Origin of the sequence: Cupriavidus sp. HPC(L) (assembly GCF_000307735.3) — a bacterium.
In the GTDB taxonomy this organism is placed as follows: Bacteria; Pseudomonadota; Gammaproteobacteria; order Burkholderiales; family Burkholderiaceae; genus Cupriavidus.
On the sequence record NZ_AMPR02000059.1, the window covers coordinates 1 to 11394 of the forward strand.

An 11394-nucleotide genomic window follows, 5' to 3' on the forward strand; every position below is an offset into this window, starting at 1 on the left:
CGGGGCCGGCGTGGCCGCGCGCTTGCCCACCATCGCGGGCAAGCCGGCGGTTCGCGCGGGCGCGGGCTTGCGCTCGACCACGGAATCGAGCGTCAGCGGAAACTTCGGTCGGCGCGGGCTCGAACTCATGGCCTCAACGCGCCCATGGTCCCGGCGGCCGGCACGCGGCTGGCCTCATGCGAGCCATTGCCGCAGCGTATCGAGCTGGGCGCGATGGGTCAGATCCAGCTGCAGCGGCGTCAGGGAAACGAAGCCTTCCGCGGTCGCGTGGAAATCGGTGCCTTCGCTGGCATCGAGCGCGTCGCCAGCGGGCCCGATCCAGTAGTTGGTCTCGCCACGCGGATTGACCTGCGAGATCACCGGCTGCGAAGGATGGCGCTTGCCCAGCCGCGTGGCGCGCAGCCCGCGGATATGTTCGAACGGCAGATTCGGGATATTGACGTTGAGCAGGAACGGTTCGCGCGGCGGCGTCGCGATCGCGCGCTCGACGATGCCGCGCGCAATGCGGGCCGCGGCATCCAGATGTTCCCAGCCCTTGTCGACCTGCGAGAAGGCGATCGACGGGATGCCGAGCAGATAGCCCTCGATCGCGGCGGCGACGGTGCCGGAGTACAGCACGTCCTCGCCCATGTTCTGACCCTGGTTGATGCCCGACACCACCAGGTCGGGCTTTTCGTCGAGCAGGCCGGTCAGCGCGATATGCACGCAATCGGTCGGCGTGCCATTGACGAAGCGAAATCCCTTCTGCTCGCCCTCTCTGGCCTCGAACACCGTCAGCGGCCGCTGCAGCGTCAGCGAATTCGATGCGCCGCTATGATTCTGCTCGGGGGCGATCACGGTGATACGGCCCAGCGGCGCCAGCGCGGCATGCAGCATGGCAAGTCCCGGCGCGAGGTAACCGTCGTCGTTGGCGAGAAGGATGTGCATGGCCGCGATTGTACCCGAGGCGATTGCGATGGCGTCGTGCGGAGGGGCTGCTGCACCGGGCGATTTGCACCGCATCGCCGCCCTCGCCCACCGAACTGAACGACCGTACTATTTCTGCGCTACACTAGCCCGGGCCGCGTGGCCGCGCGGGCCAGATCGAGGCATCAAGACATCAAGACTGAATGGAGACACGATGAAAGCCGTACTGTGCAAAGCCTGGGGCCCGCCCGATTCGCTGGCGCTCGAAACCCTGCCCGACCTGGTCGCCGGTCCCGGCGAAGTCGTGATCGACGTGAAAGCTGCCGGCGTCAATTTCCCGGACGTGCTGATCATCCAGAACAAGTACCAGGCCAAGCCGCAGCTGCCCTTCTCGCCCGGCTCCGAACTGGCCGGCATCGTCAACTCGGTCGGCGACGGCGTCAGCCACGTCAAACCCGGCGACAAGGTGATCGCCTATCTGGGCAACGGCGCCTTCGCGACGCAGGCCAGGGCGCCCGCCGCCGCGGTCGTGCCGATGCCGCCGGGCATCGATTTCGAGACCGCCGCCGCCTTCACGCTGACCTATGGCACGTCGCACCACGCGGTGGTCGATCGCGGCGAACTGAAGGCCGGCGAGACCATGCTGGTGCTTGGCGCGGCCGGCGGCGTGGGCCTGGCCGCGATCGAGATCGGCAAGGCGATCGGCGCGCGGGTGATCGCGGCCGCCTCGACCGACGAGAAGCTGGCGGTCTGCAAGGAACATGGCGCCGACGCCCTGATCAACTACAGCACCGAGGACCTGCGCGAGCGCATCAAGGCGCTGACCGACGGCAAGGGTCCCGATGTCATCTATGACCCGGTCGGCGGCATCTATGCGGAACCCGCATTCCGCTCGATCGGCTGGCGCGGCCGCTATCTGGTGGTCGGCTTCGCCAACGGCGAGATTCCGAAGATGCCGCTGAACCTGGCGCTGCTGAAGGGCGCATCGCTGGTCGGCGTGTTCTGGGGCGAATTCACGCGCCGCGAGCCACGCGCCAACCAGGCCAACATGGCGCAGATGCTGGGGTGGATGAAGGAAGGCAAGATCCGCCCGCACATCTCGGCGCGCTATCCGCTGGAACAGGCCGCGCAGGCGCTGAAGGACATGGAAGCGCGCAAGGTCACCGGCAAGATCGTGATCGTGCCGTAAGCCTGCGACACTTGAGATTGAACCTTGGGCCTCCTCCCCTCTCCCGCCTGCGGGAGAGGGGTTGGGGGAGAGGGCAGCGGCGGTGGCCATTTGCGAATTCCATCCACATGACGACCGCCCTGTTCCCTCTCCCCGTCCCTCTCCCGCAAGCGGGAGAGGGAGAACTCCCTACAGCTTCTCCGTCTCCCCGCTCTTCGGCTGCCACTTCATCAGCCGCCGCTCCACCACCCCCACCATCCAGTCCAGCACCAGCGCGAACGCGGTCAGCACCACGATGCCCGCGAACACCGTGTTGATGTCGAACGTCCCTTCCGCCTGCAGGATCAGATAGCCGACGCCGCGCGCCGAGCCCAGGTACTCGCCGACCACCGCGCCGACGAAGGCCAGGCCCACCGAGGTATGCAGCGACGAGAACACCCAGCTGGTCGCGCTTGGCAGATAGACATGGCGCAGCAGCTGCTGGCGGTTGGCACCGAGCATCCGCGCGTTGGCCAGCACCACGGGGCTGACTTCCTTGACGCCCTGGTAGACGTTGAAGAAGACGATGAAGAACACCAGCGTCACCGCCAGCGCGACCTTGGACCAGATGCCGAGGCCGAACCACACCGCGAAGATCGGCGCCAGAATCACGCGCGGCATCGAGTTCATCGCCTTGATGTACGGATCGAGGATGGCCGAGGCCACCGGGCTCAGCGCCAGCCACAGCCCCACGCCGAGGCCCGCGACGGTGCCGATGCCGAACGCCAGCACCGTCTCGAGCAGCGTCACGCCCAGATGCAGGTAGATGTCGCGCTCGACGAAGAACCAGCTCCAGACGCGCTGCGCCACCAGCCACGGCTCGCCGAAGAAGAACGCCACCTGCTGCGAGCGCGTGGCCACGTGCCAGGCGCCGAGGATGACGACGAGGACGAGCAGCTGCCAGACGCGCAGCATGCCTTTGGAATCGGTACGAAATGCCATGGATCGTGATTGGTTCGGGTTCGTTGGATCGTCGGCTTGGGGTTGCGGGTCGTCGCGCGCGAGTGTCGCGCCCTTCAGGCGACCTTGCGCTGCTGCGCATAGCCCTTGAGCACTTCCTCGCGCAGCACGTCCCAGATCGCCGCGTGCAGTTCGACGAAGCGCGGATGGTTGCGGATCTCCGCCACGTCGCGCGGACGCGGCAGGTCGATGTCGAATTCGCCGATCGGATGCGTGGCCGGTCCCGCCGACAGCACCACCACGCGGTCGCTCATCGCGATCGCCTCGTCCAGATCGTGCGTGATGAACAGCACCGCCTTGCGCTTGGCGGCCCACAGCTCCAGCACCTCGTTTTCCATCAGTTGGCGGGTCTGCACGTCGAGCGCGGAGAACGGCTCGTCCATCAGGATGATGTCGGGGTCGAGCACCAGCGTCTGCGCCAGCGCGACGCGCTTGCGCATGCCGCCCGACAGCTGGTGCGGATAGCGGTCGCCGAAGCCGCCCAGGCCCACGCGGCGCAGCCACTCCTCCCCTTCCGCAACCGCCTGCGCGCGCGGCACGCCGCGGAATTCGAGGCCCGCGATCACGTTGTCCAGCGCGCTGCGCCACGGCATCAGCGCCTCGGTCTGGAACATGTAGCCGGCGCGCGCATTGATGCCCGCCAGCGGCTCGCCGAACACGCGCACCTCGCCGGACGACGGCGCCAGCAGGCCGGCGCCGACATTGAGCAGCGTCGACTTGCCGCAGCCGGTGGGGCCGACCACCGAGACGAATTCGCCGGGCGCGATCGCCAGCGAGACGTCCTTGACGGCGGTGTAGCGCTGGTCGCGGTCCTCGCGCGAGATGAAGGTACAGGTGACATTGTCGAGGGAAAGGGCCGGAGTGCTCATGCGGTTCGCTGTGCGTGCGCCGCGCATCGGGCAGGCCGACGGCGGCGTGATGTTCGATGGCGCCTCGATGGCGCATCCATGGCGCGGCCTTTGTTCGATACAACCGAAAGCCGCGAGAACGGCGGCCCGCTCGGAAACGGGCCGTCGATCGTCCCGTCATTCCCGCGAAGGCGGGAATCCAGCGTCTCTGGAAGCCACTGGGTCCCCGCCTTCGCGGGGACGACGGTGCGTCGCAGAGTGGCTTACTTGTACTTCGCGTTGGCCTTCTGCACGAAGCTGTTGGTGAAGGTCTGGTCCAGCTTGATCGCCTTGCCCTTGAGCGCCGGATCGAACTGCTGCAGCGTGGCCAGCGCGGTGCGCGGGCCGTCGGCCGGCATCATGCCGTCCGGCGAGATCGCCTCCTTGACCTTGTCCCACGCCGACAGGTACAGCGCGCGGTCGCCCAGCAGATAGCTCTCCGGCACCGTCTTGACGATGTCCGACGGGCCCGCCTTCTGCAGCCATTTCAGCGCCCGCACCATCGCATTGGTCAGCGCCTGCGTGGTGTTCGGGTTCTGCTCGATGAACGAGGCCGACGCATAGAGGCAGCCCGACGGCATGTTGCCGCCGAACACCGCCTGCGTGTCCTTCAGCGTGCGGGTATCGGCCACCACGCGGACCTCGTTCTTCTGCGTCAGCATCGAGATCACCGGGTCCAGGTTCGCCATCGCGTCGATCTGGCCCGAGCGCATCGCCGCAACCGCGCCGTTGCTGGCGCCCACGCCGATGAAGGACACGTCGGAGGGCTTGAGCCCGGCCTTGGCCAGCACGAAATTGGCCATCATGTTGGTCGACGAACCGGGCGCGGTGACGCCGATCTTCTTGCCCTTCAGGTCGGCGACCGACTTGAAGTCCGGCATGGTCTTGTTCGAGGTCACCAGCACGATCTGCGGCGCGCGGCCCTGCAGCACGAACTCGCGGTAGTTCTGGCCCTTGGCCTGCAGATTGATGGTGTGCTCGTAGGCGCCGGAGACCACGTCGGCGCTGCCGCCGACCACCGCCTGCAGCGCCTTGGCGCCGCCGGCGAAGTCGACGATCTCGACGTCGAGCCCTTCGTCCTTGAAGTAGCCCTGGCGCTCGGCGATCGTCAGCGGCAGGTAGTAGAACAGGTTCTTGCCGCCGACCGCGATCGTGACCTTGGCCTTCTCCGGCTTGCCCTGCGCATGCGCGAAGCCGCCGAAGGTGAACCAGCCGGCCAGGAACAGCACCAGCGCGATCACCACCTGTTTCCAGAATTTCCGGTTGTACATCTGTGTCTCCTGCTTATTGTGTCCCAACGCCGGTGTGTTCCGCCGCCGCGCGGCTTCGTGCGATGCTATCCGAGCGGCGCGGCGCAGCCCAATCGGGAACACTACCTAGCGGGAACGCCGGCGAGAAGGCTGTCGTCCCGCGCAAGCGAGGACCCAGCGGCTCTCGAAGACGCTGGATTTCCGCTTGCGCGGGAAAGACGCGATGGCGCCGGCAGCCGGCAGAACGCCGCCGGGCCTTACTCGGCCTGGATATTGGCCGACTGGATGACCTTGCCCCAGCGCGTCAGCTCGGCGCGCTGGTACTGGCCCAGCTGCGACGGGTTCATGTACTTCGCCTCGGCGCCCAGTTCCTCGGCCTTCTTGCGGAAGGCATCGGTCTTCATGATCTTGTCGATCTCGCCGGTCAGCTTGTCGATCACCGGCTTGGGCGTGCCGGCCGGCGCGTACATCGCGAACCACGACGACACGTCGAGATCGGCGTAGCCGGCCTCGGGCGCCGACGGCACGTCCTTCAGGCTGGGCAGCCGGTTCTTGCTGGTGACCACCAGCGGACGCAGCTTGCCGGCCTGGATATGCGGAATCAGCGGAGGCGGCGTGGTGATGGTCAGGTCGACCGAGCCGCCGAGCAGGTCGGTCATCGCGGGGCCCGTGCCCTTGTACGGCACGTGCGTGATGCGGATGCCGGCCATCTGGTTCAGCAGCTCGGTGGACACATGCTGCAGCGAGCCGTTGCCCGACGACGCGTAGTTCAGCTTGTTCGGATTGGCCTTGGCGTAGGCCACCAGCTCGGACAGCGACTTGACCGGCAGGCTCGGGCGCACCACCAGCACCTGCGGCGCCGACAGCAGATTGGCGACCGGCGCGAAGTCCTTGACCGGATCCCACGACAGGCCCTTCATCAGCAGCGGCGTGATCACGTGGAAGCCCGAATACTGCACCAGCAGCGTGTAGCCGTCTGGCTTGGCGCGCGCCACCAGTTGGGCGGCGATGCCGCCGGCGCCGCCGGGGCGGTTCTCGACGACGACGGGCTGGCCGAGCGCCTTGGCCAGCGGCTCGGAAATCATCCGCGCCGCCAGGTCGGTGGTGCCGCCCGGCGCCGCCGACACGATCAGCGTGACGGCGCGGTTGGGATAGGCGCCGTCCTGCGCGTGCGCGCCGGCGCTCAGGCACGCTGCGGCCGCGCAAACGGCCGCGGCGAGCAGACGACGGCGGCCCGGCATGGCCGAGTCAGCGACCGGGCTGGCGGAATGGAACGGTTGGGACGAACGGATCGACATGCTGTCTCCTCCAGGAATCGATGTTGTTTTTGGGTTGGGGTTGCGGACCTTCATCCGCGTGCTTGCTGATTGCTGTTGTTCTTGGGGAATAGGCCGCCTGCCCTCACTGCCCCGCGAAATGCTCCGCCAGCCAGGCCGGCGGCTGGTGCGTCCGCAGCCGCGGACCGGCGCGCAGCAGCTGGCTGCAGACCTCGCGCTCGACCACGGTCGGCAGCACGCCGATGATGCCGAGCAGGCGCTGCAGATCGACGCCGGTGTCCACGCCCATCGACGCGAACATATGCACGAGCTCCTCGGTCGCGACGTTGCCGCTGGCACCGGGCGCATAGGGGCAGCCGCCCAGCCCGCCTGCCGCCGCATCAAAGCGCGACACGCCGGTCTCCCAGGCGGCCAGCGCGTTGGCCAGCCCCATGCCGCGCGTGTTGTGCAGATGGATCGTCAGGCCGGTATCCGGCAGTTCGCGCTGGAAGCTCTCGCAGACCGCGCGCACCTGGTTCGGATAGGCCATGCCGGTGGTATCGCACAGCGTGATGCCGTCGGCGCCGGCCTGCGCGAAGCTGCGCGCCAGCGCCATCACCGCGTCGCTCGCGACCTCGCCCTCGAACGGACAGCCGAATACCGTCGACAGCGAGACATTGACCGGCACGCCGGCCGCGCGCGCGACTTCGATCATCGCCAGCAGCTGCGCCTGCGATTGCGCCCGCGTCATCCGCAGATTGGCGCGGTTGTGCGTCTCGCTGGCCGACATCACCAGATTGACCTCATCGGGCCGGCACGACAGCGCGCGCTCCAGCCCGCGCAGGTTCGGCACCAGCACCGTGTAGCGCACGCCGTCGGCGCGGCGCATCCGGTGCATCACCGCCTCGGCGTCGGCCAGCGCGGGAATCGCCTTGGCCGAGGTGAACGAAGTCGCCTCGATGCGGGCGAAGCCGCAGTCCGACAGCGCCTCCAGCAGCGCGACCTTGGCGTCGGTCGGCACCACCACCGGTTCGATCTGCAGGCCGTCGCGCGGTGCGACCTCGTTGATCTCGATGCGGGCCGGACCACGCAGCGGGAAGCTGGTCGTCGAAGGCGTGGCCGATGCGGTCGCGCTGATGTTCATGTTCATGCCACCACCCCGCGTGCGCGCAGATCGGCGATCGTCGCGGCGTCGAAGCCGGCCTGCGCCAGCACCGCATCGGTATGCTCGCCGAGCGTCGGCGCGCGATCGTGGATCGCGCCGGGACTGCCCGACAGCTTGGGCACGATGCCCGGCACCTCGACCGTCAGGCCGCTGGCCGCGGTGACCTGCTCGATCACGCCGCGGGCGCGGTAGTGCGGATCCTCGGCGATGTCCTTGACCGTGTAGATGCGGCCGGACGGCACCTGGGCCTCGCGCAGCACGGCCAGCGCGCTGTCGATGTCCTGCGTGCGCGTCCACGCGGCGATCGCGGCATCGAGTTCGCCGACCCGCGCCACGCGGCCGTCGTTGCGGGCCAGCGCCGGATCGTCGGCCAGGTCGGCGCGGCCGATCGCCTGCATCAGCCGCTTGAAGATGGCATCGCCGTTGGCGGCGACCAGCACGTATTCGCCGTTGGCGCACGGATAGGCGTTCGACGGCGCAATGCCGGGCAACGCGCCGCCGGCCGGCTGGCGCACCGCGCCAAAGGCCGAATACTCGGGCAGCAGGCTCTCGCTCAGATTGAACAGCGCCTCGTACAGCGCCACGTCGATGACCTGGCCGGTGCCGCCGCGCGCATCGCGCTCGTACAGCGCCAGCAGCACGCCCAGCGCGCCATGCAGGCCGGCGATGGTATCGCCCAGCGACAGCCCGGCGCGCACCGGCGGGCGTCCGGGCTCGCCGGTCAGATGGCGCAGCCCGCTCATCGCCTCGGCGACGGCGGCAAAGCCGGGCTCGTCGCGCTTCGGGCCGGTCTGGCCGTAGCCCGATACCCGCAGCATGATCAGCTTCGGATTGGCGGCGTGCAGCACGTCCCAGCCCAGGCCCCATTTCTCCATCGTGCCGGGGCGGAAGTTCTCGATCAGCACGTCGGCCTCGGCGGCCAGCTTGCGCACCAGCGCCTGCCCGTCGGGGCTGCGCAGGTCGATGCAGATCGATTCCTTGTTGCGCGACTGCGCCTCCCACCAGACCGAGGTGTCCTGATACAGCATGCGCCATTTGCGCAGCGGATCGCCCTGTCCGGGCGGCTCGACCTTGATCACGTGGGCGCCGAAATCGGCCAGCGTCTTGGCGGCGAAGGGGCCGGCGATCAGCTGCCCGAGTTCGAGCACGCGGATGCCATCCAGAATCTGTCGCGGCATGCGGATTGTCTCCGGGGATCGGTGTGTGTCTGGCGATCGCGAGGCGCACTGGGACACGGCCCTGCGATCGAATTTGGACGCAGTGTGCCGCAGGGCCTTGGGGCGCGGAAGGCGTCAATCGGTGAAGCGGGCTTTCACCGAACGCGAAAGGCTGGTGCCCTCTGCCCTACCCCTCTCCCGCAAGCGGGAGAGGGGAAAACCGTGAGGCCAGCGGGCTCCCTCTTCCTCTAGCCGGAGACGGGAAAACCGTCGGGTGCCAGCAGCAGGCTCCCTCTCCCGCTTGCCGGAGACGGGAAAACCATCGAGTGCCAGCAGCAGGCTCCCTCTCCTGCTTGCGGGAGAGGGTGGGGAGAGGGCAATCCTCAGTGCGGGAAATCAGAACGGCGCGCGCTCGCCGCAAAGATGGGTGATCAACAGCCGGGCCGACACCGTCAGCGCGGCCGGATCGCGCATGCCGATCAGCAGCGAGCGCTGCGCCCAGGCGTCCTGCAGCTTGACCAGCGACAGGCCCATCGACTTGACGTGCGGCTCGGCGGCGATGCGCGGCAGCACGCCGACGCCCAGGCCCGCCATCACCATGCGGCACATCGCATCGAAGCTGCGCACCTGGATGCGCAGCCGGAACGGCCGCTCCAGCCGGCTGCTCTCCTCGAGCAGCCGCGCGGCCAGCGAGGTGACCTGCGGCAGGCTGACGAAGTCGTATTCGAGGGTATCGGCATAGCGCACCGGCCCGCGCTGCGACAGCGGATGCCCCGGCGGCGTGACCAATACCAGTTCATCCTGGCGATATTCGACGGTGACCAGCCCCGCGCTGGGCGTGCGGTCGGCAAAGATGCCGACGTCGGCGCGGTTCTCGACCAGCGCCGCGACGATATCGCCGCTGTTCTGCTCCTCCAGCTCGATGCGGATGGTCGGATGCAGCCGCATGAAGCCGGCCAGATCGTCGGGCAGGAACTGCGTGATCGCCGAGGTGTTGGCGCAGACACGCACCTGCCCGCGCACGCCCGACGCATAGTCCGACATCACGCCCGCCATCCGCTCGACGTCCTGCAGCACGGTCAGCGCATGATGGAAGCACGCCTGCCCCGCCTCGGTCAGCTGCACGCCGGCCGCATGGCGGAAGAACAGCGGCGCGCCGACGGCGGCCTCGAGATCGGAAATCCGTTTGCTGGCCGCGGCAACGGCCAGATGCGACTGGCGCGCGCCGGCCGAGATGCTGCCCTGCCGCGCGACGGCGACGAACAGTCCGAGCGTGACCAGATCGAAGCGGGCCAGGTTCATCGGGCGATCAGACCATGCGAGCCGATGCGATGCGCCGCGGGACCGCGCTTCACAGCGTGCGGCGGTCCATCACCGCGCGCGCGATGGTGCCGGCATCGACGTATTCGAGTTCGCCGCCGACCGGCACGCCGCGGGCCAGCCGCGAGACCTTGAGCCCGCGCGCCTTCAGCATCTCGCCGATGTAGTGCGCGGTGACCTCGCCCTCGCTGGTGAAATTGGTGGCGACGATGACCTCGGCCACCGGGCCGCCCAGCGCGGGGTCGGTGGCGCGCGCCAGCAGCCGGTCCAGATGGATCTCGCGCGGGCCGACGCCGTCCAGCGGCGACAGCCGGCCCATCAGCACGAAATACTGGCCGCGATAGGTCAGCGTCTGCTCGATCATCACCTGGTCGGCCGGCGTCTCGACCACGCACAGCAGCGAGGCATCGCGGCGCGCGTCCAGGCAGGTCTCGCAGACCTCGGCCTCGGTGAAGGTATTGCAGCGCGCGCAATGGCGCACGCCGTCGGCGGCGCCGCGCAGCGCGTCGCCGAGCCGGCGCGCGCCCTCGCGGTCATGCTGCAGCAGGTGATAGGCGATCCGCTGCGCCGACTTCGGGCCGACGCCGGGCAGCACCTTCAGTGCCTCGACCAGCGCCTGCAGCGAGGTGGGAGTGGATGCCTTCATCGGGAGTGCGGGTTCGGCAAGCCGGCGCTCAGAACGGCAGCTTGAAGCCCGGCGGCAGCGGCAGGCCCGAGGTCATCGAGCCCATCTTCTCCTGCGTGGTGGCCTCGGCCTTGCGCACCGCATCGTTGAACGCGGCCGCGACCAGGTCTTCCAGCAGTTCCTTGTCCTCGCCCTCGGCGAGCAGGCTCGGATCGATAGTCACGCGCTTGACGTCGTTCTTGCAGGTCATCACGACCTTGACGAGACCGGCGCCGGACTGGCCCTCGACCTCGATCAGCGCGAGCTGCTCCTGCATCTTCTTCATGTTTTCCTGCATCTGCTGGGCTTGCTTCATCAGCCCGGCGAGTTGGCCCTTCATCATGGTGCTTCTCCTGAGTGCGATGGATTCGGTGGATTCGGTGTCGGTGCGCGCCGGGCGGCTTCTCTAGGTGCGTGTGGACGTAGGGAACGTGATGGCCGGCGCGCCGGTGTCACAACGCCCGCGGCTGGATCGAGCCCGGCACGATCTGGCCGCCGAACTCGCGCAACAGGCCCTGCACGAAGGGATCGTTCTCGATCGCGGCCTCGGCCGCGCGCTGACGCTCCGCGCGCGCCTGCGCGTCGGCGGCCGCGGCGGTCTCGCTGACCGCCCCGACCTCGC

At 68.5% G+C, this 11394-nt stretch carries 11 protein-coding genes and 1 pseudogene; 1 reads left to right on the forward strand and 11 read right to left on the reverse strand.

Features of this window, described 5'->3' with window-relative positions:
- Positions 1 to 129, reverse strand: a pseudogene (locus tag B551_RS27320) (protein-L-isoaspartate O-methyltransferase); the annotation flags it as partial.
- Between the two features lie 45 nt (positions 130 to 174).
- Positions 175 to 927 (reverse strand): 5'/3'-nucleotidase SurE, encoded by a 753-nt coding sequence (gene surE, locus B551_RS05100; RefSeq protein ID WP_006579632.1) that lies wholly within the window; start codon positions 925 to 927, stop codon positions 175 to 177.
- 193 nt (positions 928 to 1120) lie between these two features.
- On the opposite strand from surE, the gene B551_RS05105 reads away from it, so the two are divergent.
- Complete coding sequence (locus B551_RS05105; RefSeq protein WP_023263601.1) at positions 1121 to 2095, forward strand: NADPH:quinone oxidoreductase family protein; 975 nt, start codon at positions 1121 to 1123, stop codon at positions 2093 to 2095.
- Positions 2096 to 2263: 168 nt separating this feature from the next.
- On the opposite strand, the gene B551_RS05110 is transcribed toward B551_RS05105, so the two are convergent.
- From B551_RS05110 to B551_RS05150, 9 genes are all read right to left on the reverse strand, one after another.
- The gene (locus tag B551_RS05110; RefSeq protein ID WP_006579633.1) at positions 2264 to 3055 is read right to left on the reverse strand and encodes an ABC transporter permease; all 792 of its coding nucleotides are present in this window, start codon (positions 3053 to 3055) and stop codon (positions 2264 to 2266) included.
- Between the two features lie 74 nt (positions 3056 to 3129).
- Complete coding sequence (locus tag B551_RS05115; RefSeq protein WP_006579634.1) at positions 3130 to 3942, reverse strand: ABC transporter ATP-binding protein; 813 nt, start codon at positions 3940 to 3942, stop codon at positions 3130 to 3132.
- A gap of 242 nt (positions 3943 to 4184) precedes the next feature.
- Positions 4185 to 5231: an ABC transporter substrate-binding protein gene (locus B551_RS05120; protein ID WP_006579635.1), complete on the reverse strand. Its 1047-nt coding sequence runs from the start codon at positions 5229 to 5231 to the stop codon at positions 4185 to 4187.
- Positions 5232 to 5467: 236 nt separating this feature from the next.
- Complete coding sequence (locus B551_RS05125) at positions 5468 to 6451, reverse strand: tripartite tricarboxylate transporter substrate binding protein (protein ID WP_023263603.1); 984 nt, start codon at positions 6449 to 6451, stop codon at positions 5468 to 5470.
- Between the two features lie 160 nt (positions 6452 to 6611).
- Positions 6612 to 7610, reverse strand: a complete 999-nt coding sequence (locus B551_RS05130; protein WP_052511267.1) for a hydroxymethylglutaryl-CoA lyase — start codon at positions 7608 to 7610, stop codon at positions 6612 to 6614.
- 2 nt (positions 7611 to 7612) lie between these two features.
- Complete coding sequence (locus B551_RS05135) at positions 7613 to 8809, reverse strand: CaiB/BaiF CoA-transferase family protein (RefSeq protein WP_006579696.1); 1197 nt, start codon at positions 8807 to 8809, stop codon at positions 7613 to 7615.
- Between the two features lie 375 nt (positions 8810 to 9184).
- Positions 9185 to 10090 carry a LysR family transcriptional regulator gene (locus B551_RS05140; protein WP_006579697.1) on the reverse strand — a complete coding sequence of 302 codons (906 nt, stop codon included), beginning with the start codon at positions 10088 to 10090 and terminating at the stop codon, positions 9185 to 9187.
- 49 nt (positions 10091 to 10139) lie between these two features.
- Complete coding sequence (gene recR, locus B551_RS05145) at positions 10140 to 10754, reverse strand: recombination mediator RecR (RefSeq protein WP_006579698.1); 615 nt, start codon at positions 10752 to 10754, stop codon at positions 10140 to 10142.
- A 28-nt stretch (positions 10755 to 10782) separates the two neighbouring features.
- Positions 10783 to 11115: a YbaB/EbfC family nucleoid-associated protein gene (locus tag B551_RS05150; protein ID WP_023263605.1), complete on the reverse strand. Its 333-nt coding sequence runs from the start codon at positions 11113 to 11115 to the stop codon at positions 10783 to 10785.
- Between the last annotated feature and the right edge of the window lie 279 nt (positions 11116 to 11394).

Bases quoted from the DNA above. Each gene is read 5' to 3' on its own strand.
- surE (WP_006579632.1), bottom strand. From the start codon at position 927: ATGCACATCCTTCTCGCCAACGACGACGGTTACCTCGCGCCGGGACTT.
- B551_RS05105 (WP_023263601.1), top strand. From the start codon at position 1,121: ATGAAAGCCGTACTGTGCAAAGCCTGGGGCCCGCCCGATTCGCTGGCG.
- B551_RS05110 (WP_006579633.1), bottom strand. From the start codon at position 3,055: ATGGCATTTCGTACCGATTCCAAAGGCATGCTGCGCGTCTGGCAGCTG.
- B551_RS05115 (WP_006579634.1), bottom strand. From the start codon at position 3,942: ATGAGCACTCCGGCCCTTTCCCTCGACAATGTCACCTGTACCTTCATC.
- B551_RS05120 (WP_006579635.1), bottom strand. From the start codon at position 5,231: ATGTACAACCGGAAATTCTGGAAACAGGTGGTGATCGCGCTGGTGCTG.
- B551_RS05125 (WP_023263603.1), bottom strand. From the start codon at position 6,451: ATGCCGGGCCGCCGTCGTCTGCTCGCCGCGGCCGTTTGCGCGGCCGCA.
- B551_RS05130 (WP_052511267.1), bottom strand. From the start codon at position 7,610: ATGAACATCAGCGCGACCGCATCGGCCACGCCTTCGACGACCAGCTTC.
- B551_RS05135 (WP_006579696.1), bottom strand. From the start codon at position 8,809: ATGCCGCGACAGATTCTGGATGGCATCCGCGTGCTCGAACTCGGGCAG.
- B551_RS05140 (WP_006579697.1), bottom strand. From the start codon at position 10,090: ATGAACCTGGCCCGCTTCGATCTGGTCACGCTCGGACTGTTCGTCGCC.
- recR (WP_006579698.1), bottom strand. From the start codon at position 10,754: ATGAAGGCATCCACTCCCACCTCGCTGCAGGCGCTGGTCGAGGCACTG.
- B551_RS05150 (WP_023263605.1), bottom strand. From the start codon at position 11,115: ATGATGAAGGGCCAACTCGCCGGGCTGATGAAGCAAGCCCAGCAGATG.